Annotated in this window: 23 protein-coding genes and 1 tRNA gene; 6 read left to right on the forward strand and 18 right to left on the reverse strand. The window is 42.1% G+C overall.

Annotated features, from left to right (window positions below):
• Positions 1-3: 3 nt before the first annotated feature.
• The 15 genes from AAFH98_RS12845 to AAFH98_RS12915 all read right to left on the reverse strand — a co-directional run bounded on the left by AAFH98_RS12845 (position 4) and on the right by AAFH98_RS12915 (position 11,560).
• A complete protein-coding gene (locus AAFH98_RS12845; RefSeq protein WP_342523124.1) occupies positions 4-1,023 on the reverse strand; it encodes a hypothetical protein in 1,020 nt (339 codons plus the stop codon).
• Positions 1,024-1,078: 55 nt separating this feature from the next.
• Positions 1,079-1,693, reverse strand: coding sequence for an MlaC/ttg2D family ABC transporter substrate-binding protein (locus AAFH98_RS12850; protein ID WP_342523125.1), 615 nt, complete (start codon positions 1,691-1,693; stop codon positions 1,079-1,081).
• A gap of 1 nt (position 1,694) precedes the next feature.
• Positions 1,695-3,077 carry a TolC family protein gene (locus AAFH98_RS12855; protein ID WP_342523126.1) on the reverse strand — a complete coding sequence of 461 codons (1,383 nt, stop codon included), beginning with the start codon at positions 3,075-3,077 and terminating at the stop codon, positions 1,695-1,697.
• 99 nt (positions 3,078-3,176) lie between these two features.
• Positions 3,177-3,263: transfer RNA gene (locus AAFH98_RS12860), tRNA-Ser, on the reverse strand.
• Positions 3,264-3,280: 17 nt separating this feature from the next.
• Positions 3,281-4,168 (reverse strand): ATP synthase F1 subunit gamma, encoded by an 888-nt coding sequence (gene atpG, locus AAFH98_RS12865; protein WP_342523127.1) that lies wholly within the window; start codon positions 4,166-4,168, stop codon positions 3,281-3,283.
• Positions 4,169-4,171: 3 nt separating this feature from the next.
• Positions 4,172-5,794: a F0F1 ATP synthase subunit alpha gene (atpA, locus tag AAFH98_RS12870; RefSeq protein WP_342523128.1), complete on the reverse strand. Its 1,623-nt coding sequence runs from the start codon at positions 5,792-5,794 to the stop codon at positions 4,172-4,174.
• A 32-nt stretch (positions 5,795-5,826) separates the two neighbouring features.
• A complete protein-coding gene (gene atpH / locus AAFH98_RS12875; protein ID WP_342523129.1) occupies positions 5,827-6,375 on the reverse strand; it encodes an ATP synthase F1 subunit delta in 549 nt (182 codons plus the stop codon).
• A 4-nt stretch (positions 6,376-6,379) separates the two neighbouring features.
• Positions 6,380-6,895: a F0F1 ATP synthase subunit B gene (gene atpF / locus AAFH98_RS12880; protein WP_342523130.1), complete on the reverse strand. Its 516-nt coding sequence runs from the start codon at positions 6,893-6,895 to the stop codon at positions 6,380-6,382.
• A 19-nt stretch (positions 6,896-6,914) separates the two neighbouring features.
• Positions 6,915-7,136, reverse strand: a complete 222-nt coding sequence (gene atpE, locus AAFH98_RS12885; RefSeq protein WP_342523131.1) for an ATP synthase F0 subunit C — start codon at positions 7,134-7,136, stop codon at positions 6,915-6,917.
• Positions 7,137-7,197: 61 nt separating this feature from the next.
• Positions 7,198-8,232, reverse strand: coding sequence for a F0F1 ATP synthase subunit A (gene atpB, locus AAFH98_RS12890; protein WP_342523132.1), 1,035 nt, complete (start codon positions 8,230-8,232; stop codon positions 7,198-7,200).
• Between the two features lie 404 nt (positions 8,233-8,636).
• Positions 8,637-8,849: an AtpZ/AtpI family protein gene (locus AAFH98_RS12895; RefSeq protein ID WP_342523133.1), complete on the reverse strand. Its 213-nt coding sequence runs from the start codon at positions 8,847-8,849 to the stop codon at positions 8,637-8,639.
• A 2-nt stretch (positions 8,850-8,851) separates the two neighbouring features.
• Positions 8,852-9,307, reverse strand: a complete 456-nt coding sequence (locus AAFH98_RS12900) for a bactofilin family protein (protein WP_342523135.1) — start codon at positions 9,305-9,307, stop codon at positions 8,852-8,854.
• Between the two features lie 40 nt (positions 9,308-9,347).
• Positions 9,348-10,202, reverse strand: a complete 855-nt coding sequence (locus AAFH98_RS12905) for a M23 family metallopeptidase (protein WP_342523136.1) — start codon at positions 10,200-10,202, stop codon at positions 9,348-9,350.
• A 12-nt stretch (positions 10,203-10,214) separates the two neighbouring features.
• Positions 10,215-10,535, reverse strand: a complete 321-nt coding sequence (locus AAFH98_RS12910; RefSeq protein ID WP_342523137.1) for a DUF3467 domain-containing protein — start codon at positions 10,533-10,535, stop codon at positions 10,215-10,217.
• A 32-nt stretch (positions 10,536-10,567) separates the two neighbouring features.
• Positions 10,568-11,560, reverse strand: coding sequence for a PLP-dependent cysteine synthase family protein (locus AAFH98_RS12915; protein WP_342523138.1), 993 nt, complete (start codon positions 11,558-11,560; stop codon positions 10,568-10,570).
• A 196-nt stretch (positions 11,561-11,756) separates the two neighbouring features.
• Between AAFH98_RS12915 and AAFH98_RS12920 the strand changes: the two genes are divergently transcribed.
• Positions 11,757-12,032 (forward strand): DUF4290 domain-containing protein, encoded by a 276-nt coding sequence (locus AAFH98_RS12920; protein ID WP_342523139.1) that lies wholly within the window; start codon positions 11,757-11,759, stop codon positions 12,030-12,032.
• Between the two features lie 11 nt (positions 12,033-12,043).
• On the opposite strand, the gene AAFH98_RS12925 is transcribed toward AAFH98_RS12920, so the two are convergent.
• Positions 12,044-12,589 carry a GNAT family N-acetyltransferase gene (locus AAFH98_RS12925; protein WP_342523140.1) on the reverse strand — a complete coding sequence of 182 codons (546 nt, stop codon included), beginning with the start codon at positions 12,587-12,589 and terminating at the stop codon, positions 12,044-12,046.
• Between the two features lie 216 nt (positions 12,590-12,805).
• Here AAFH98_RS12925 and AAFH98_RS12930 point away from each other — a divergent pair, with 216 nt between their 5' ends.
• Genes AAFH98_RS12930 through AAFH98_RS12945 form a run of 4 tightly spaced genes read left to right on the forward strand, consistent with a single transcriptional unit; the run spans position 12,806 to position 17,634 of the window.
• On the forward strand, positions 12,806-14,263 hold the full coding sequence (locus tag AAFH98_RS12930) for an isochorismate synthase (RefSeq protein WP_342523142.1): 1,458 nt from the start codon (positions 12,806-12,808) through the stop codon (positions 14,261-14,263).
• Positions 14,256-15,962: a 2-succinyl-5-enolpyruvyl-6-hydroxy-3-cyclohexene-1-carboxylic-acid synthase gene (gene menD, locus AAFH98_RS12935; RefSeq protein WP_342523143.1), complete on the forward strand. Its 1,707-nt coding sequence runs from the start codon at positions 14,256-14,258 to the stop codon at positions 15,960-15,962. The genes AAFH98_RS12930 and menD overlap by 8 nt, the downstream gene beginning before the upstream one ends.
• A complete protein-coding gene (gene menH, locus AAFH98_RS12940; protein WP_342523144.1) occupies positions 15,959-16,774 on the forward strand; it encodes a 2-succinyl-6-hydroxy-2,4-cyclohexadiene-1-carboxylate synthase in 816 nt (271 codons plus the stop codon). The genes menD and menH overlap by 4 nt, the downstream gene beginning before the upstream one ends.
• A 26-nt stretch (positions 16,775-16,800) precedes the next feature.
• Positions 16,801-17,634 carry a 1,4-dihydroxy-2-naphthoyl-CoA synthase gene (locus AAFH98_RS12945; RefSeq protein WP_342523145.1) on the forward strand — a complete coding sequence of 278 codons (834 nt, stop codon included), beginning with the start codon at positions 16,801-16,803 and terminating at the stop codon, positions 17,632-17,634.
• 221 nt (positions 17,635-17,855) lie between these two features.
• Here the strand turns inward: AAFH98_RS12945 and AAFH98_RS12950 are convergent, their stop codons facing one another.
• On the reverse strand, positions 17,856-21,473 hold the full coding sequence (locus AAFH98_RS12950) for a vitamin B12-dependent ribonucleotide reductase (protein WP_342523146.1): 3,618 nt from the start codon (positions 21,471-21,473) through the stop codon (positions 17,856-17,858).
• Positions 21,474-21,578: 105 nt separating this feature from the next.
• Here AAFH98_RS12950 and AAFH98_RS12955 point away from each other — a divergent pair, with 105 nt between their 5' ends.
• Positions 21,579-21,833: a hypothetical protein gene (locus AAFH98_RS12955; protein ID WP_342523148.1), complete on the forward strand. Its 255-nt coding sequence runs from the start codon at positions 21,579-21,581 to the stop codon at positions 21,831-21,833.
• Positions 21,834-21,864: 31 nt separating this feature from the next.
• Here the strand turns inward: AAFH98_RS12955 and AAFH98_RS12960 are convergent, their stop codons facing one another.
• The gene (locus tag AAFH98_RS12960) at positions 21,865-22,944 is read right to left on the reverse strand and encodes a YncE family protein (RefSeq protein WP_342523149.1); all 1,080 of its coding nucleotides are present in this window, start codon (positions 22,942-22,944) and stop codon (positions 21,865-21,867) included.
• Between the last annotated feature and the right edge of the window lie 3 nt (positions 22,945-22,947).

Consider the following 22,947-nt stretch of genomic DNA (forward strand, 5'->3'; position numbering starts at 1 on the left):
ATTTTATTCAGAGTATTTTGCCAAACGTTGTTTGGTAGATATCTGGCTATTACTCTTCTTTAGTTTATTCCAGGTTCGCTCTGAAAATTCAAAGAAGGGCTGTTTTTGATGATACCATCCAAAATGAAGACAGTACGGCGTTGTTTTCAGATAATCCCCCTTGCCCGGTATCAAAGAAAACATCTTGGTTAATAACTTCCGCAGGAATTTGCTCTTTAACCCACGAAAACTGTACACAAAGCGATCGCAATAGTATTTGCAAACTACATACTCGAAATCAGCATCATGGGATGTTAGATCGGAAATATAGTCTAACTGAGGGCTCGTATGTCCCTGCAGCCAGGGATAAACCGGTATATCAAGCTTCGACATCGCCATAGCCATACTCCATTCACAGGACTCTTCACTTCTACCCTGCTCAAGCGTACGACTTCTAAAATGGGTCTCATTTTTACGATCCAGCATTTTTTGGGATAGTTCACACACTTTTTTCGTCAAGCTGTAATCCTGGGCATAAACCATCCCCGTTTGCACCCTGCTCAAATAAGTGAGCCCAAAATGATCCAGTGTCCGTTGACGGCGTCGAAATAAGACATCTCCAACAATACCGACATTTTTGGGGCCACCGAAAAAATTATCAGAAATTTGGTTCCCTGTTATCGTAAACGGATATGGTTCAAATGACTGCCACAGCGAATCAGGTTCCTTACACCAGATAATATCGCTATCAAGAAATATATTCTTCTCGAAAAACATAAATTTATGCAGGTGGTGTTTAAACCCCACAATAGAAGCATTCTCTTCCGGCAGAATATGGATATGATCAAAAATACCTGTAAGACTATGCTCTTCAAGAATCTGTTTATGCTTTTCAGTACAGGTTAATGCCACCGGACGGTCCTCATCATATCGCCGCAAAGAAACCACTGATGCTACCGCATGTTTCAAATACCGCGGATGGCCATAAGTGGCATAGATATATCCCTCTGGGGCTAACTTTTTTTGCTGTACAGACTTTAGCATAAACAGTTATTAAGTTGAGACGAATATAAGAGTATTAGCAGATCTTTGTTAAACGTTATTTAGCAGCCCTTTTTCGAAGCGTTTCAAGAAGTGAATCGTACCCTTTCTTTCGAATAACATTTTGAAATTGCCGCTGATACGATCCCGCCGTAGAAACGTCATCAATAATCATGTCTGTCACTACCCACTGGTCTTTGGATTCCTCAAATTTCATCTGATAGGTTACAGGCGTTCGCACCTTCTCGAGCTGTGCCAACGTCTGAACCGTAGCCGAACTGTCATCAACGGCTATTTTCTCGTACTTCACATCAGCACGATAAATATCCAGTTTATTCAACGACTGATCTCGGATAATGGTGGAAAACAGGTCAACAAATTCCTCCCGTTGATCCTCCGACAATGTATCGTAGGTCGTCTGTAAAGCCTGCTGGGCCATCGCACGATAGTCAATAATCCCATTAATAATATCCTTTAACTTATCACGCTGCTCTTGGCTATACTCAGTCCCCTTTGGACCTACAAGGTCTTTAATTTCAGCATCACGCTCTTCTAAAAGCGTACGAATAGTCGTGCTATCTAACTGCGCAGCACTTTCTTTAGGGATCATAAAGACGAATCCCACAATCGTAACTAAGAATAATACAGAAAATCGTTGTAACAATGTCATCATATTAATTTTTATTTTTGAGATCTAAAATAGACATCCCGGTTTTTCGATATAAATTGGCAATATTTTTATTGTAGTCGAATGTCTCTCGCTTTAATTTAACACGGAGTTCAAGTTCCTTTTTCATGGCATCAATTAAATCTTTGGTCTCTCCCATACCAAAGTCGTAGTCCAATTGTTCCTGCCGTAGCCATTTTTTACTGATCACATGAGCTTCGTCCGTTTTATCTACTTTTACTTTAGAAAGCGAGGTTTCTTTATATGCTTGGTTAATCTCTAATACAATTCCATCAACGGCTGCCTCTTTTAAATATTTTGCCTGACGCTGTTGAATTTGTCCCTTCTCCACATCAGCCCGGATACTTAGGAAGTCCAGGTTTTGACGAATTCCTAACCCAAATGATCCTGACAAATAGTTTGAGTTATTAATAATAAAAGGATTACTCTGCCGCGGACGATTGGGGGTATTTGCAAAACTACCACTCAACCCGATAAACAAGGTAGGATAGTTTTTCTGTTTCTGTGCCTGCAATCCATATTCAGCTGCATCAATACCTGCTTCAATAGCATTTATCTCAGCCCGATTTTGGAGTGCGTACGATCGATAGTAATTCAACTCTTTTAGCTCTTCTTCCACGGGATCTAAAAAATTCGTATCGGGAACATACACGGTATTATCATCAGCATTTAGTACGTAATTCCAGATGCGCTGAGTCATTGCTGCTTCTTCACGCACTTCTTCAGCGCGAATATCAAACTCTGATTTAAAAATCTGAAACTTGAACAAGTCGGATTCATCCACATCCGTATCGCCCTCTTCCTGCTGCTCTTTAATTTTTTGCTCAATTTTGTCAATCTGATTTTTAGCCTCATCGAGAAGAGTCAAAATCTCATTCGTAAGCAGATAACTTTGATACAATTCAAAAAGACGAAGTCGAATATCCGCTTTTTGTCCTTCGAACTGCTTTTGAGCAGCAATTGCTGATGATTTAGCAGCTTTAACAGCATTTTTTAGCGCTCCCCAGGAAAAAATGGGTTGAACTGCATTAACTTCTGCCCGAGTAAAAATAGCCCAATTTTCCCAATCATTTTCAAGATCAGGATCCAAATAATACTCATCCTCAGGACGATTAGTTTGACTTACCACACCCGGTACAATGCCGTGCTGGGTGCTAAGATTAAATTGAGGTAAATACCGTTGCGATTGTGCCTGATCAATCTTGTTTTCTGCAAGGCTAACCTTCTGTTTCTCAAACTCAATCTGACCAGAATTTTCTACTCCCCGCTCAATAAACGATTGCAATGATACCTGAACCGTATCTTGTGCCACTAATGTAGCAGGTATGAGCAATACAAAAAAGGATAATGCAGATATGATTTTTCTCATGATTAAGGATCTTTGAATATAAATATATCTACCAACGAATAACCGGCAGATTTATTTAAATAAAAAGCCCCTCCCATAAGGAAGGGGCTTTCGTTAGAGCGGAGGGAGAGGGATTCGAACCCCCGAGACCCGTAAGGGCCTGCCGGTTTTCAAGACCGGTGCATTCAACCGCTCTGCCATCCCTCCAGTTGTAACTAAAAAACTTAGGCTTCTTCCAGTGCCTGGGCACCAGAAATAATTTCAGAAATCTCGGTCGTAATTGCGCTCTGTCGCGCTCTGTTATACTCAAGCTGAAGATCTTCCTTCATTTCCTGAGCATTCTCCGTAGCGTTATCCATGGCTGTCATACGAGCACCCTGCTCAGCAGCATTCGACTCAAGGATAGCCTTCCAGAGCTGTAAATTCAAGTGCAAAGGTAACAGTTTTTTGAGGATACTTTCCACATCAGGTTCAAAGATATATTCTGTTGCAGAAGAATCCTCTTCTTCCTCTGTCAAAGATTCCGGATCAATTGGAAGTACTGTTTCAACCAATCGGTTTTGCGCAATAACAGACTTAAATTCGTTATACGCAAGTTTTACTTCATCAAAGTCGCCAGATTTAAAATCTGCTATTACCGTCTTCATGATATCTGTGGCCTTGTTAAAGGTGATATCATCCCAAAATCCGGGATATTCGGCGATAACATTATAATTTCTTTTCCCGAAATATTTTACTGCCTGGCGACCAATGCAGATTAACGAAAGATTACCACTTTTCTGGTATTCGCTGTATTCATTTTCTACAGTCTTCTCAACAACTTTGAACAAATTATTGTTGAATCCACCACATAAACCACGATCTGAACCTACAACAATAAGCAAAACGTTATCTTTAGATTCAGGAACGCGCAACAGCACATCTTCCTCGGAAGAGTTCCTTACCAAGCGTGCTACAACTTCCTTCATCTTAGATGCATAAGGACGGGTTTCAATAATACGGTCTTGCGCCTTACGCAACTTGGCAGCAGCAACCATTTTCATGGCACGCGTAATCTGCTGCGTGTTTTTTATAGATTCTATCCGGTTTCTTATATCTCGAAGATTAGCCATGAATTATGCTTCCTCTTCTTCTGTAGCATTAAGTTGAGCAATAACCGTTTCTGCAACCTCCAGTAGCTTCTCACCAAACTCATCATCAAGCGTACCAGAGTCAGCAAGGGCATCCATTTCATCAGAATACTTGACCCGAACAGTTTCGATATATTCTGCTTCGAAATCTTGAATCTGATCTACATCAAGTTTTTCCAAGAGCCCTTCACTATTGATCTTAAGTAGTGCAATTTGATCTTCAACAGGACGCGGTTCGTAGATATCCTGCTTCAAAAGCTCAACCGTACGCTCACCACGTTTCAGTTGACGCTGCGTAGCCGGATCAAGATCAGAACCAAACTTCGCAAAGGCTTCAAGTTCACGGTACTGCGCCAGATCAAGCTTCATTGTACCCGAAAGTTTTTTCATAGATTTCACCTGTGCAGAACCACCTACACGTGATACCGAAGTACCCACATCAATAGCGGGACGGACGCCAGAGTTAAACAGATCGGTATCAAGGAATATCTGACCATCTGTAATTGAAATCACGTTAGTAGGAATATATGCAGAAACATCACCAGCCTGTGTTTCAATAATAGGTAGAGCTGTTAGCGAACCTCCACCTTGAAGCTTAGGCTTGAGCTCTTCCGGCACATTATTCATTTGCTGTGCAATATCATCATCGTCAATAATTTTAGCCGCACGTTCAAGCAAACGACTGTGGAGATAAAATACATCTCCGGGATAAGCTTCTCGTCCTGGAGGTCGCTTAAGTAGAAGCGAGAGCTCACGATAGGCGACAGCCTGTTTTGAAAGGTCATCAAAAATCACCAATGCATGTCGGCCGGTATCGCGGAAATACTCCCCAATAGCAGCACCTGCAAAAGGAGCAATAAATCGCATGGGCGCTGTAGCACTTGCCGGAGCAGACACAACTGTAGAATAATCAATAGCATCGTTGTCTTCTAATGCCTTGGCAATACCCGCAACAGTAGACCCTTTCTGCCCTACTGCTACATAAATACAGTGTACTGGCTTATCGGTATCCTGCGTTTCTTTCTGGTTAATAATCGTATCAACAGCTACAGATGTTTTTCCTGTCTGGCGGTCACCAATGATAAGCTCACGCTGACCGCGTCCAATAGGAATCAATGAGTCAATAGCTTTAATTCCTGTCTGGATAGGTTCGGTAACAGGCTCTCGATAAATCACACCGGGTGCTTTACGCTCCAGTGGAATACGGATTGTTTCGCCTGATATTGGTCCCTTTCCATCGAGGGGGCGTCCCAGCGGATCGATCACTCGACCAAGCACACCATCACCTACATTAATAGAAGCAATACTTTTTGTCCGGCGAACCGTATCTCCTTCTTCAACAGCGCTGGTAGGTCCAAACAGTACAATACCAACATTGTCTTCCTCGAGGTTCAATACCATTCCACGAACCGAGTTGCCATCCTTGTCTTTTGAATCAGGAAGATCAACAAGCTCACCGGCCTGTACTTTATCCAATCCGTAAACACGGGCGATACCGTCCCCTACCTCAAGGATAGTACCTACATCGTAGGTATCCGCCTCATCATCGAAGCCGGATAATTGCTTGCGTAATATTGCTGAAACTTCGTCTGGTCTAACTTGACTCATTGGTTCAAATGTTATTTAAACGTCTTTAATTTCTATTCTACAGTTGTTGACAATAACGATTCTTCAAGCTTCTGAAGCTTGTGCTTAACCGTTCCGTCTATTACTGTGTCATCAATGCGAATAGCCATACCACCTTTTAAGCTTTCGTCAACAGTGATATTCATATCCACTTTCTTCTGTGTCTTTTGCTCTAAATTTTGATGCAACAGATTGCGCTGCTCATCATTTAATTCCCGAGCTACATATACACCCACAGTAATAATACCGGCGTATTCTTTATACTTCTCAATAAAAGCCTCTGCAATCTGATCTAACAGATTGATGCGATCTTTACGAGATAACAGCTTTAGGAAAAGCTTTGTAGGTTCTTCAAGTTCATCGAAGAATATCTTTTCAAGAGCTTGCGTCTTGTCATCAAAATTGATTACAGGACTTTTAATAAATAGAACCAGATCCCGCGACCCTTCAAGCGTATTATGGATAAGCTCGATATTTTCTAAAATAGAATCGACCTCATCCCGCTCTTTAGCAAGTTCTAAAAGGGCCGTCGCATATCTACGGGCTGCTTTTGTTATAGGCATCTACTTAGTTTTTTGAGATGTCTGTGATAAAGCTTTCAACCAGCTTATTATTTTTTTCGTCATCCAATTCAGAATCGATGATCTTGGAAGCCGATTCTACAGCCAAACGCGCCACTTCATCTCGAAGCTCTATCATTGCACGTTTTTTCTCCTGCTCAATCGTTTCTTTGGCTTCTTCAATAATCTTTTCAGCCTCTTCCTTGGACTTTTCTATCCGTTCTGCACGGAGCATTTCAGCCTCCTCAATAGCTTCTTTGCGTATTTTCTGAGCCTTCTTCTCAGCTTCACGCAACGCTTTTTCATTATCCTTGGAAATCTTTTCAGCTCGCTCTAACGCTTGCTCAGCTGATTCCAAAGAGTCCTTAATTCGGGTTTCGCGTTCTTCCAGCGCTTCCATTATCAATGGTACCGCATACTTGCCCATAACAGCAAGAAAAATAACCAGTGATAAGGCTACCCACAGGGCAAACCCACTATTGAACGAGAGGATTCCACCTCCGCCTGCTAAAAATAGCATCATAATTTATAATGAATAATTATTATTGACCGATTCCGAGAGCAAGAAGAATACAAACAATCGCACCAATAAGTGCAACACCCTCAATAAGAGCAGCGGTCAAGATCATAGCGCCACGAATATCTCCGGAAGCTTCAGGTTGACGAGCAATGCTTTCTACTGAACTTTTACCGATCATACCGATACCAATTCCAGCACCAACTGCTACAATTCCTGCTCCGATTCCTGCTGCTAATAAACCCATATTATATACCTGTTATTTAGTTTTAAGTTTAGGTTTAGATTATGTAGTAATAAAAAAGTTCTTATGCGTGGGCCTCAACCCCTTCTTCATGTGCATGCTCCTCAGCAGCCATTCCAATAAATACTGCCGATAACAGCGTAAAAATATATGCTTGCAACACGCCAACAAAAGCCTTGAGTACATAGAGCGCTACCGTCAATGGTACCGCAAAAAAGCTCATTCCGATACCGGCTGCACTTCCAAAGATATCTGCAAAAATAAATATTAAGCCCAGAATACAGATGATCATAATTTTACCGGAAAGCATATTGGCAAACAGACGTACAGCCAACGCAAACGGCTTCGTAAAAAGCCCAATAATTTCGATTGGGGTTAAAATAATACGCATCCATCCCGGAACCCCCGGAAACCAAAATACGTGCTCCCAGTGGTCTTTGGTACCATTCCACTGGGTTATAAAAAAGGTAAATGTTGCCAAAACAGCTGTAACCGTAACATCAGCCGTTGCTGTTGCCCCCCATGGAAGAAGCCCAAAAAGATTCATAAAAGAGATACCAACAAAAACGGTAAACAGATAAGGGACAAACTTCTTGTATTTCGCATCGGGGATATTCGTTTTGGCAATATCATCACGAACAAATACGAAGACAATTTCAAACAAGTTCTGAAACCATCCCTGGGGCTCGGTCTTCCTACCTACCCCCTGCCTATACCGTCGAGCCATTGCAATTGTAAGCCAAACGGTCAATATAAGCCCAAACCACACATACATTAAATGAGAAGTAATAGACAGATCAAGCGTAATCTCCGATCCATTAGCAGGGGTGATTGCCCCCTCCTGCTCAACAAAATCACCAGAATTAAGGGCCGATTCGGTACTACTATATATAGACAATCCGCCGTCAACCAAGAAAATACGAGGCAATGGAACATAGCCCCATGGCACAGCTAACTCATGATGGTCAACTACCTTTCCTACAACATCAATAGGAGCACCATCAGAATCTTGAGCAGATTTATCTGAAGCTTGGGTTAATGGGGTAAAGAAGAGAACCAGTAGTAGCGTTACGAACAGTCGGCGGCAGGCCCTTAGCATTAAATTCTAATTATCAGTTTCAAGTAGTTTATTGATTAATATCACCTCGATTACAGAGTGGAAAATATAAGAAATTATGAAACTAACTGTAAAGTAAATTTGATGGATTTTTGTTGTCTTCAAAATCAGCACGAAAACTACCAATACTGCAATAAAACGAGCCCCTAACGAAAGGTAAAAACGAACCCAAAACTTTGAGCTATTTTCGGCCTTTATATGTTTTATTACAAAATAATTGCTGCCGACAAATAAAAAACTCAGCAAAAATCCGATGACCCCTGCCCTAAGATATTGGGGCTCTGCAACTAAGGTTCCCCCTATCAAAACAAAAAAGGCAATCAGGGATTTCCACAAAAAATTGTGCGCAATTTTCTGAAGCTTTACATCCAACTAATGACCCTCCTTTACTTTTTATTGAGCCGTTCGCTAAGCTGAAAGATCAGGATAAAAATATTGACTATACCCACCAGGCAACCGACTAATATCAGCCAAGGGCTGGTATCAAAGTAGGTATCCAGCCAATACCCTAAAAAGATAGGTACAGCCAACGCAGCTGCTATTTCGCCCCCCAGCGAAATATATTCCACATAATCTGTCGGCTTTTTTTTATTTCCCAACGTTAATTAATCTTAGCCTTACCCTTTTTTGAGGAATCTTCTTTTTTCTTGTCCTTTGATTTCGAATTGACAGAATTTCCGGAAAATCCGTTTTTCTTCATTTCTTGCTTAACATTTTCTCCCATGTGGAAAGAACCATTAATCTGCGAGCCCTCTTCAGCAAGAATGGTTTTAGTATAAATATCACCTTCAATAATAGCTGATTTACGCAAAATAAGTTTATTGGTAACACGCACCTCACCATCTATTTTCCCGGCAATGTCGGCATCCACTGCTTCAATATTTCCATCAACCTTTCCTGTTGACGAAACAATAATTTTCCCTTCCGCTTTTGCTTCACCGTCCAATTTACCTGCGATACGCACATCATTTTTCGTCTTCAGCGTACCTTTAAGGTCGGTGCCTTCACTTATCATATTAACAGACGGCAAATTTTTGCTTGATTTATTAGAACTCATGGTTTCGTTGCTTTTCTTATTGTTATTAAACATAAACTGCTTAAGGTTTAATTAAATACGTATTAGGATTCTGAGGAACTCCGTTCTTCCAAACTTCAAGATGCAAATGAGGTCCGGAGCTTAATACTCCCACATCACCGGTCGTTCCTAAAACATCTCCTTTTAAGACAATATCCCCAACAGATTTTGAAACACTTGCAGCGTGTTTATATACCGTAATAATACCATTGCTGTGCTGAACATGAATTACATATCCGTAATTGACAGTCCAATCCTGATTTACAATAGATCCATCGGCAATAGCCTCAAAAGAGATTCCCTGCTTGGTTGCAATATCAATACCATAATGGTTTGTCTCGGGATTATATCCCCGCGTAAAAGTACCATTGACGGGAAAATCTGTAGGAAATTCCGGTGCCTGTTTAAAAATTTTCGAAAATATTATCTCATTTTGAGATAACATTCCTTTTGTACTTACCTCAGATGTGAAATCAAGTTCCGAACTTTCTGAGCCCATTGCCTGCATTACAAATGACTGCTGCCTGTTAACAGAAAAAGAGGTATCGCTACCCGAGGCAATGACCTGCTGCATTTCTGATAGCTGAGAATCCCGGGCCTCTAATGAATCTTTGAGAGCCTGTACTTCTTTCGAGATCTCGATAACATCTTCACGCAGCTGGGCATCATGAGAATCATATAGTAATCCACTGATGGGCGTAAACATCACCACTAACAAAACGATGATGACAACTCCCAAAAGGGAAAGGTAGAATAGATTCCACAGTCTTGAAGGCTTAAATGTATAGGATGTCGAAGACTCAGGATCATCATCAAAAATGACAAATGTAAGATCCTGGCCTTGACTTTTAAATAACCGTTTTAAGAAATCAAGCATGAAACATTGAGATTACGCTTCCGGTGTAGGTCCGCGATAGTTAAATGGGACATCGATCTCATCGCTATCGGAAATAGTCCCGTTTTCATTTTCGTACCGTTTAATATTTTCGGACAGCGCGTTAACCAATCGTTTGGCATGATCAGGCGTAAGCACCATGCGCTTTACCACTTTAGCTTTGGGTGCCCCCGGCATTACCGAAATAAAATCCAAAATAAATTCGGACGGTGAATGCGATATCATCACCAAGTTTGAATACGTACCGGTTGCCTCCTCATCGGGCAATTCAATCTGAATTTGTCCCTGTTTTAAATCTTTAGTCTGATCGGCCATGTTAAAAGTATCTTAATAATTAGCTTTCTTAATTACTCTTCGGAATCCAAAAAGCCGTGTTCATCCATCCATTCATCATTAAAAATCTTTGAAACATACCGCGTACCACTATCTGGTAAAATGATAACCATCGTATCATCTTCGTCGAATTCATTGTTTCGAGCATATTCCAATGCTCCATAAACAGCTGCTCCACAAGATCCACCAACAAACAATCCTTCTTCCTTAGCTAATCTACGCGTCATCTGAAAGGCATTTTTGTCATTTACCTGGACAACCTCATCCAACAGATCAAAATCCATGTTTTCAGGAATAATATCTTCGCCAATTCCTTCGGTTAGATAAGGATGAATCTCGTCTTTGCTAAATTCACCGGTATCATAATAATGCTTATATACCGATCCTTCACTGTCAACACCAATCGTTTTGATATCAACATTTTGTTCTTTCAAGTACTTCGAAGTTCCTGAGATGGTTCCCCCGGTACCCATTCCTGCTACATAATGGGTAACATTTCCTTCGGTTTGTTCCCAAATTTCAGGTCCAGTCGTCTCGTAGTGGGCCTTGGTATTGCTGGGATTATCATACTGATTGGGATAATACGAGTTGGGAATTTCTTCACTTAATCGTTTAGCCACTGAATAGTAACTGCGAGGATCGTCAGGCTCTACATCGGTCGGACAAACTTTGACCTCAGCTCCCAATGCTCGAAGCAGATCAATCTTTGATTTACTCTGTTTATCAGTAGTTGTAAAAATACAATTATATCCTTTTATCGTGGCAGCGAGGGCCAGTCCCATACCTGTATTACCTGATGTCCCTTCGATAATCGTCCCCCCGGGTTCAATAAGCCCTTTCTCTTCGGCATCTTCAATCATCTTTAAGCCAATACGATCTTTAACACTTTGTCCCGGATTAAAATATTCTACCTTAACGAGCACAGTGCCTTCAAATTCTTTGGCAACCTCATTCAACTTTACCAACGGGGTGTTTCCTATTGTTTCTAATATCGAATTGTAATACATCGTATAATACGTATGGTTACTATTAAACTTTTAAAAGTTGTTAATCTTGTGCCGTGAATATAGGAATTTTGAGTTGTCTACTCGAAAAAAGATTTACTTCAAAAGTTTATCCACTTGTATTACGCTAAAAACTTCTTTATTCGAAGCTTGAACTCTGTTATCTTCACCAAAAATAAAACATCAAAACAAAGAACTTATGTTTGTAGAACAGAAGAAACCAAAGGATTTTGACTGTGGTTACAATTTAGATCGCATGATAAAATCACTTCCGCGTATTAAAGACGAAGATGAGCGCATTGAATATGCCAAACGTGCAGTGGGACTCATTAAGCAGAGCCATCCCAATTGGGTTGATGACAATGGAAAAAGCCAAGCAGCTTGGGAACACTTTTTCAAACTTGCTGATTACGATCCTAATGAATATGGTATCTACAATCCATTTAATTCAGATGGAAATGACGATGCTCAGTAACCTTTGAGATACTATGCTAAAACCGGGGCAACGGGTTCGGCTTTAAAATCGCTTTCCAATAAACTGAAGATAAGCTTGTCGCAGTATTCCTCATCCTTTAACACATGCTCCCGGAGCTGTCCCTCCTGTTGAAAGCCAAGCTTCTCTACAGTTTCGATCCATGAGGTATTAAAATCAAATGCAGCGGCCCCTACCTTGTGCATCCCCTTTTCATTAAAACAAAGAGAAAGCACCATTTTTAGTGCCTCAGCCTCATATCCCTTTCCGGCATAATCCCGATCGCCGATCGTACAGTTTACAAAGCACCGCTTATTGTATTTATCGATAGCATGGACATCTACGATACCGATTAACGTATTACTTTCAGATAAATGGATCTCAAATAGCTCACTCGTTTTATTATCCGTATTAAGTACTGCTTTAATACGTTTCAAAAAAGCCTCAAAACTCTCATGCTGATGCGGATAATCAGAATCATAATAATTGAGCTCCTTGTCATTGTTCCATTTATAGTGAGTGGAAACATTCTCTAAATTAAATGCTTTGATCTGTACCATAGGACCTATCTAAATTAAAGTAAGGGGATCACATACCTATTTTTTCGGCTAAACTTTGAAAATCTTAAGCTCAATAAGCCAGTTCATTGTAATTCGTGTGGCGCTATATCCTCTCTGCAGAATACCAAAAACCATCAATATGGATTATGGAAATTCTAATTTTCAATTTATATTGAAAGTTCTGAAAGCTGATATTGATCCACAGATTATATATACATGACACACAAACAATTTTCAGAGGTGGCGGCTTCTTTGGATTCTCTTGCAGCCTCCAATAATTTTCATAACCTACAAGCTTTTCTATCGGAGCTCTTCGACAATTCCGATACACAATTTGCCAGTATTAGTTTTCCTATCGATACCATTGATCCTCTGGCCTTTTTGGAAATATGTTGGAAAGATGATGCTTTTCAATATTACTGGGAAAAACCGAATGATGAGTTTGCCATTGCTGCCAGTGGGGCCCTCACTACAATTACAGCTAATGGTCCCAATCGATTTGAGGAAGTTAATCATCAATTCCAGGCTATTCGCAACAAGACCGCCGAATATTCAGAGATAGAACACCCCAACTCAGGATTCTATCTGCTCGGTGGGTTCTCCTTCTTTGATAAGTTGAACAGTCCAAACTGGGATTCTTTCGCTCCCGCAACCTTTACCCTTCCGGAATGGATCATCATAAAAGATGGCAAATTCTCACTCGTTACTTTTACGGTTGATTTAGATACCTTTGATACAGCTAACGAATTAAATACTTATTTAAGCAATCAGCTTACACAGCTCGATCAGATCCTGGAGCAAGAGACCCAGAAAGCCAACAAAGAAAATGGGGGTTCAGATATAAATCCTTCACTACCCTCCAACAGATTTGACCATCAAAAATGGGTTAAATCTGTTTCAGAAGCCAAAGAATTGATCCGGGAAGATATATTTGAGAAAATCGTATTAGCCCGTCATCTCAGCTTTCCCAAAAATAACAATACAACCCCAACACAGGTCCTCAATAAGCTTCGGGAGCAATATATCAACTGTTATAACTTTTTGCTCCACCAGCCATCAGGAAAAACTTTTTTAGGTTCCACGCCCGAACGATTGGTCTCAGCACGTAATAAACTACTCCTCACCGAAGCATTAGCCGGAAGCATCCGCCGGGGAACCACCGCGACTGAAGATACCCTCTTAGAGAAACAGCTGTCGGGCAACCGCAAAGACCAAGATGAACATAGCTTTGTTATAAAGGATATTGAGGAACGACTGGAACCATTCACCAATGATTTACAACGGCATGCCAGTCCCGATATCAAAAAACTATCAAACGTTCAGCACTTATATACCCCTATTCGGGCCCGACTTAACAGTGATTCCAACATTTTTGAAGTTATCGAGCAATTACATCCAACGCCCGCAGTAGGTGGTTACCCCTGGACCAAAGCCGAACCCTATATTAAAGAACTGGAACATTTTGAACGCGGCATGTACGCCGGACCCATTGGCTGGATTAATGCCAAAGGCGATATTGAATTTGCCGTAAGCATCCGGAGTGCCCTGTTTAACAAAGACAACGTACATCTTTTTGCAGGATGCGGGATCGTAGAAGACTCCGATCCGGAAGCCGAATGGGAAGAAACAAATCTTAAATTGAAGCCCTTGCTTTCTGCCCTTCAATATGATTGAATCACACCAAGGTAATATTGCCTTACGCTGGGCAAACACGTTTTTCAAACACCTTTCAAGTTCGGGAGTGCAACACGTCGTTATCTCTCCAGGCTCCCGTTCAACACCCCTGACATTAGCGGCGGCCATAAATCCAAGGTTAAAAAAGCAGGTTATTTTGGATGAGCGATCAGCTGCATTTACCGCTCTGGGGATAGGCAAAGCCACCAATATGCCGGCCGCGCTAATCTGCACATCAGGAACAGCATTAGCCAATTATCATCCCGCAGTTATTGAAGCCCGACAATCCGGAGTTCCCCTTATTTTAGCAACCGCCGATCGTCCCCCTCATTTGCATGCAACCGGTGCTAACCAAGCAATCGACCAGCTTAAAATTTTCGGGGATTATCCAGTTTTTTTTCAGAACGTGGGCGAACCTCAAACTGGAGATAAAGATATAAAACGCCTTCGGATGCTGGCTCAACAATCTGTTTCTATCTCCCGAGAAAAACGGGGACCGGTTCACCTCAACTTTCCATTTCGTAAGCCACTTGAACCTACTACAGATTACCAGCAAAAAATTCAGCAGGAGTATATAAAAAGTAATGATGATTCTGAAGGGCATACTCCGGAGGTCTCAACGGGGATCACTTTAGATGACTCCTTTCAACAACAGATTTCATCCGCTCAAAAACCGCTGATTATAGTAGGGCCACTGGCCCCAGGTGATGATACCACCTCCATTGTAGAACTGGCGAATAAGATAAATGCCCCTATTCTGTCAGAGCCATCTATTTCATCACAACAAGTAATACATAGCTTCGCGGGATTTTTGCGCAATGAGAGTTTGCGAACTCAACTTGCCCCAGATATGATCCTCCGCTTTGGCTTTCAACCGACTGACAAAAGCCTGGAACTTGCATTAGACCAATGGTCACCCAACCATCACGTTCATTTTGCCAGTACAACCTCCTGGCAAGATGCCACCTTATCCAATAGTCAACGTATCGCATGGATGGGTAAGAAATTCAGCACCACCGGTATTTCTTCTCAAACAAAATCTCAATGGAGCAACCAATGGAAAGATGCAGCAAAACAGTTTGCCTCTCATTATAGAAACATCATTTCGCAGAAAAATACGCTTACCGATGGCGTTATCTACCACCGGCTGACGCCTCAGCTTACGGATCAACATTTTGTGATGGCATCAAACTCTTTTCCCGCCCGCGACATTCATTTATTTGGAGAACAAGCATCAAACATCCCGCTTTTTGTAAACCGGGGCGCCAGTGGTATCGATGGAATTACTTCTACAGCTATGGGTATTAGCCGCGGACTTCAAAAGTCAGGAGTACTTTTCACCGGCGACTTGGCTTTTTTACATGATACCAATGCCCTGCTCAATCATAGAAATATGGAGCAGTCGCTTGCCATAGTTGTGATCAATAATAACGGCGGATCTATCTTTCGAATGCTACCCATTGCCAACAATCAAAAACATTTCGAAACCTATTTTGAAACACCTCAACAAGCAAATATAAACAAGCTCGCTGAGACGTATGACATCCCTTACCATTCGGTTGAAACTATTTCTGCTCTCAACAAAATAGATTTGCCAGAATTCTTATCTACTAATCATGGATTATCAATTCTGGAATGTAAAACCAATCCCGATGCTTCCATGGAATTGCGCAAAAAACTCTGGGATTTTCAGCCATGAAATATATCACCGTTAACAATCAGCAATATGCTTTAGCGATTCATCAACAGGATAATTCTCTACCCTACCTATTGATGCTGCACGGTTTCATGGGTGATCGGCGGGTGTTTAACCATCTAATCGACGACCTTAGCAATTTTTGTAATCCAGTAACCATCGATTTATTGGGATTCGGGAAAACCGCTAAACCTACTTCCCAAAATCGATATCGAGAAAAGTATCAGGTAGCTGATCTTTACTCTTTGATTCAACAACTTAATTATAAACCACTCTATCTTTACGGCTACAGCATGGGGGGACGCTTGGCACTTCATATCGTATCTCAACATGTCCAATTATTTAAAGGATTAATTTTAGAAAGCACCAACTGTGGAATTGTTGATCCAAAGGAACGAAAAAAGCGCCAGAAGATTGATGCTGAACGAGCTGAATCTATCACTAATGATTTCAAAGCATTTTTATCAGACTGGAAGAAACTCGATCTTTTTGCATCGCCAATACGGCCAGATAAATCGCTGACTCAAAAATATTATCAAATCCAATCTGAACAATCGCCCTCGGCTCTCGCAGCTTCATTACAAGGATTTGGTACGGGATCGATGACACCAATTTGTGATCATCTCCCTAACATAAAACTACCTACGCTTTTAATTGCCGGATCGGCCGACGAAAAATATCAACACATTAATCAACATTTGTCCAAACAACTGCCAAATGCTACCTTTTCGTCTATCAAGGCGGGACATCGCATCCACCTCGACAACCCTCAAGCTTTGGAATCGGAGCTACAAAATTTTTTGACAAAATTATAACTCACTACTCAATATTCACGACTATTATGAACTGGAAAACCGTCAATGAATACGAAGATATCACTTTTAAAAAGTCCAACGGCGTAGCACGTATTGCGATTAATCGCCCTGAACTCCGCAATGCTTTTCGTCCTAAAACGCTTTTTGAATTGCAAGATGCCTTTATGGATGTCCGGGAAGATTCCAGCATTGGAGTCGTACTACTCACGGGTGAAGGCCCATCCCCTAAAGATGGTAAATGGGCATTTTGTTCAGGTGGAGATCAAAACGTGCGCGGCAAGGCCGGTTATAAAGATGACGCCGGAACACCTCGGCTAAATGTACTCGACTTACAGCGCCTTATCCGCTTTATGGGCAAAGTGGTTATCTGTGTGGTACCAGGCTGGGCCGTTGGGGGCGGACATAGCCTCCATGTGGTTTGTGACCTCACAATCGCCAGTAAAGAGCACGCTATCTTTAAACAAACTGATGCCGATGTTGCCAGCTTTGATGGTGGCTTTGGCTCGGCTCTATTGGCCCGACAAGTGGGACAAAAGAAAGCGCGCGAAATCTTTTTCTTAGGTCGAGACTACTCCGCACAAGAGGCCTATGATATGGGGATGGTGAATGCAGTCGTTCCTCACGATGAGCTGGAAGAAACAGCCTACCAATGGGCACAGGAAATTCTTGAAAAAAGTCCTACTGCTATTCGCATGATTAAATATGCTTTTAACCTCGTTGATGACGGTATGGTCGGTCAACAAGTATTTTCCGGTGAAGCTACACGGCTGGCTTATATGACCGACGAGGCTGCCGAAGGCCGCGACGCCTTCCTCGAAAAGCGCAAACCCAACTGGGATGATTATCCCTGGATTGGGTAGTTTGACCACTAAAGCATTAAACTCATTAAATTCCAAAGTATCCTAAAGCTAATGTGCAGCTACCGTGTCATCCTGAACTCGTTTCAGAATCTATGGAGTATATGATTTAAGATGCTAAAATAAATCCAGCATGACACTGCCTTAAAATATTAGCCTATAAAAAAAGCCCGCTGCATAACACAGCGGGCTTTTGCAATTGAGGTATTTAGCCTTAGTAATATTTATGAGCAACCAGTGGTTGATCCACAAGTAATACACTTCTGACAGGTTCCATTACGGACCATTGTCATACTACCGCACTCAGGGCAAGAATCACCAGTATAACCCAGTTCCTTGGCCTTTTCGTAGTCACTCTGGTAGCTGTCATCATCAGCTGCAGCTTGTGCCTGTTTCGTCGGTTGCGATTCAACTACTGTTTCAGGTTGATCAGCACTATCATCCGGCTTATTTGCCGGATTCTTTGAACGATCAGAACGCTGTTTTTCTTCTTCGGATGGTCGCATTTTGCGCGACATGATATCCTCTGCAGGAACATGCGCCAAATCATCTCGACCGAGATACGTAACAGCAAGCTCACGGAAAATATAATCAATCACCGAAGTCGTCATTTTCACATGCGGACTTCCGCTAACGGTTCCACTGGGCTCAAACTTGGTAAATGTAAAGGCATCAACGAACTCTTCGAGCGGTACACCGTGCTGCAAGCCAAGTGAAATTGCAATGGCAAAACAGTTCGTGAGGCTACGGAACGCAGCTCCTTCACGGTGCATATCCAAGAAGATTTCACCAAGTTGGCCGTTTTCGTATTCACCTGTTCGCAAGTATACACTCTGTCCGCCAATCTTCACCTTTTGAGTATAACCGTTTCGACGACTTGGAAGGCGTTTGCGATCAGCTACGTATTTGTGGACAATACGCTCAGCCGTTTCCACAACTTTGTCTTGCTGTGCCTTCGTTTCCTCGTCCAGATCTTCTTCATCCAGATCTTCAAACACATCACTCAGGCTATTCAATGGTTGACTCAACTTAGAGCCATCACGATACAACGCATTCGCCTTCAGCATCAGCTCCCAGGAATCCATATAAGCATCCTTAAAGTCCTCAACTGTTGCCTCATTAGGCAAGTTAATAGTCTTAGAAATGGCACCCGATACGAACGGTTGCGCGGCTGCCATCATCCGAATATGTCCCTTTGGCTTAATGTAGCGCGTACCAATACGTCCACAACGATTTGCACAGTCAAATACTGGCAAATGCTCGTCTTTTAGGTGCGGAGCACCCTCTACTGTCATCGTACCACATACGTAATCATTAGCCTCCTGTATCTCCTCTTTGGAAAACCCAAGATGCTTAAGGACATCAAACTGTGGATTACCCAACTGTTCATCAGAAATGTCGAGTACTTCCTTGCAGAAATCTTCGCCAAGGGTCCACTGGTTGAAGGCAAACTTGACTTCAAAACTACTTGGCAGCGCTTCTTCAATGGCTTCAAGCTGTTTGTCACCAAAACCTTTTTCGCGGAGACTTTCCTCGTTGATATGTGGGCAGCCGTCCAACGAACCATGTCCTTTAGCGTAATTAATAATTTCCTCACGTTCCTTGGGACTATATCCAAGATTTTGCAGCGCTTTGGGCACACATTGGTTAATAATCTTAAAGTGTCCACCGCCAGCAAGTTTCTTAAACTTCACCAGAGCAAAATCTGGTTCAATTCCCGTGGTATCACAATCCATCACCAAACCAATGGTACCGGTTGGTGCAATCACCGTAACCTGCGCATTACGATAGCCATGCTTCTCACCCATCTTTACGGCTTCATCAGAATCTTTTCGCGCCGCCTTCAACAAGTTATCGGGACATTCATTGGCATCAATGCCCATCGGCTTCACGGTGAGATCTTCATACTCTTCGGGATCTGCATTATAGGCCGCACGTTTGTGGTTACGGACTACTTTCAGCATCGGCTCTTTATTTGCCTCAAACCGCTCAAACGTTCCAAGATCCTCAGCCATCTCGGCACTGGTCTTGTACGCATTCATGTGGATAATACTCATCAATCCACCGGCAATAGCACATCCCTCATCGCTGTCATACGGAACGCCCTGTACCATCAGTGCAGCACCCAGGTTGGCAAAGCCAAGTCCAAGCGTACGGTACTTGTAGGAAAGGTCGGCAATTTCTTTGGATGGGAACTGAGCCATCAATACTGATATTTCCAGCACCACCGTCCAAATTCGCGACGCATTTCGTAGCGATTCCACATCAAATTCCTGGCACTCATCCGTCTTGAAATACTTCATCAAGTTGAGTGACGCAAGATTGCAGGCTGTATTATCTAAGAACATATACTCTGAGCACGGATTACTACCGTTAATCGGTCCGTCGTTGGGACATGTATGCCACTCATTAATTGTATCGTGATACTGTGCTCCCGGATCGGCGCAAGCCCATGCGGCATTAGCAATATCATCCCAAAGTTCACGGGCTGGCATCGACTTGCACGGCTTGGGCTCACGTCCTTCCTCGGCCGCTTTCCGCTTTTCTGTTCTCCAGTACAGATCCCATTCGCCGTCTTCTTTTACGGCCTTCATAAACTTATTGGGGATACGAACAGAGTTATTCGAATTTTGTCCACTTACCGTACGATAGGCCTCAGAATCCCAATCCGTATCATAGGTTTCAAATTCCAGATCAGTAAACCCTTGCTCTGCCAGCTGAACCACACGCTCTATATAGTTGAGTGGAACCTGATCTTGCTTGGCTTCTTTTATTGCTCGGCCAAGCTCTTTGTTCTTAACAGGATCACGACTGACGGCACCGTTGAAAGTACGGCCATCAATCTCAACCGGCTTGTTACACAACTTAATAATTTTCTTGAGATGTTTCTCCAGTACCTTCGATCCGGTAACCATAGAAGCGACTTTTCGCTCCTCTTTCACCTTCCAATTGATATACTCCTCAATATCAGGATGGTCCAGATCAAGCGTAACCATCTTGGCAGCACGTCGTGTGGTACCACCAGACTTAATAGCGCCGGCGGCTTTATCACCAATTTTGAGGAAACTCATCAATCCGGAAGAACGTCCGCCACCACTCAATGGCTCACCTTCACCGCGGACCTTCGAAAAGTTACTACCCGTGCCGGATCCATATTTAAAGAGGCGTGCTTCACGAACCCACAAATCCATAATACCGCCCTCGTTTACGAGGTTGTCATCAATACTCTGGATAAAGCAAGCATGCGGCTGTGGATGCGAATACGCATCTTCGGACTTGGTCAATTCGCCTGTTTTGCCATCAACATAATAGTGTCCTTGGGATGGTCCGTTAATTCCATAGGCCCAATGTAAACCGGTATTAAACCACTGGGGACTATTAGGTGCAGCCATCTGATTGGCAAGCATATAACGGAGCTCATCATAAAATACTTTTGCAGCCTCTTCAGAATCGAAATAATCGTGTTTCCAACCCCAATACGTCCAACAACCTGCCAGACGATGGAATACCTGGCGACTGTCGTACTCTCCGCCATAAAAATCATCCTCGTCAATACCTTCTTTTTTCATGGCTTTTTCGTCAGCCTCTGAACGCTGAAGCCATTCCGGCACCCCTTTTTCTTTTACCTTTTTCGTAATCTGAGGCACACCGGCTTTACGGAAATACTTTTGAGCAATTACATCGGTTGATACCTGCGACCAACTTTCAGGTACAATTAGCTCGTCCATCTTAAAAACAATCGAACCATCGGGATTTTTAATTTCCGACTTTCGACTGACAAAGTTCATATCTCCGTATGGGCTGTCCCACTTCTCTTGTGTATAAAAACGTGAAAATTTCATATAGCTAACTCCGGTTTATTTAAAAAATTATATCAATTTGGTAGGTACTGAAAAGCAGTAATGATGTCTCTTTATTCCATCAATTAAATATAATGGACTGGTACTTTGGAGCAAGTCAAAAAGGCAAAAACTTTTCCACAAAAAGCCAGAGTTATCCACATTGAAAACGGGTTGGGAGAATATTTTTTCGAAAAATCCAGCCGTATTTTAAAACGGGTTGTGGATAACTTTAAATTTACCTTGATAAGCAGTTACAACGAAGAGAAATCAAGACTTGGCCAAATACTCAAACCAATAGACAAAATAAAAAAACACAGTACTCTTTTGATGATAAAGAGCACTGTGTCTGATATAATTTAAAATCCAATCTTAAATTAAAATTGAACTCTCCTTAATTTTCGTTGACAAAATGAAATCCATTGGGCGCTATACCTGCTGCAAACGAATCTACAGCTGCTCCTTCTAAATCATAAAGCAATGCTTGGCCCGGCTGGCTATATCCATTACTCTGCCCAACATAAATGCGCTGTTCAGGACCCAAATAACCAATGGCATTAAATGCTCGATCAATCAATTTATCATCCGAAAGAGTAACATCGTTCATGTCAATCATTGAAATGCCATTATTGAGCAAATATCCCCGCGCATCTTCAATGTTAAGTGCTAACCGGTATTTATATCCCGATGAAGCAACGATATCATCCGATTCTATAAAGTTTAGGATTTGCCCGGTTTGTCCATCCAAAAGGTAAATACTGCCAGGGACATCTTCAGTAGATTCATCATAGGAAACCCGTCCATTACAGACTATCCAAATGCGGTCTTCATTGTCAACAACCATCTGGCTGGGACCAGTTCCCACTTCGATGGTCTGTTCTACCGAATTGGATTCTGCATCAATGATCGAAATCGTATTTCCATAACCGGAACCATTGTTGGTAACATAGATCTGATCACCAACACGAACAATGTCACGCGGAGAGTTACCCACACCTATACGCTGGCCAGTCTCTTCCATGGATGACAAATCAAGAACAGAAATACTGTCAATATCAGCTTGATAGTCAAGCGTAGTAGCAAAAGCAGTTTCATCATCAATAACTTCAATGGCCGTTGGAGAAACCGACATTTCAATGGTGCCAAGGCTTTCCATACTTTCTTTGTCAACGACCTCAATTTTATTGGCCGAATTTATGACCAAATACATACGATCACCATCTACATGGGCAGATTGAATGATACCTGCAAGCGGACGGTTGTTGGCATCTTCAAATGCATTTTTAAGGCTACTTTTATCAGCAGGATCGTAACTGGTAACTGAACCGTTGCCATCACTAAAATTCCCCTCGTTGGTCACATACACCGAGGTGGTTTCCAGTGGATCTGGTTCGGGAGATGTACTGTTGTCATCACCGCAGGATACGGTGAAAATTGTAATTGCAAATAAATAAAGTAGATAACGTTTAAACATACG

Origin of the sequence: Fodinibius sp. Rm-B-1B1-1 (genome assembly GCF_038594945.1) — a bacterium.
GTDB lineage: Bacteria > Bacteroidota > Rhodothermia > Balneolales > Balneolaceae > Fodinibius > Fodinibius alkaliphilus.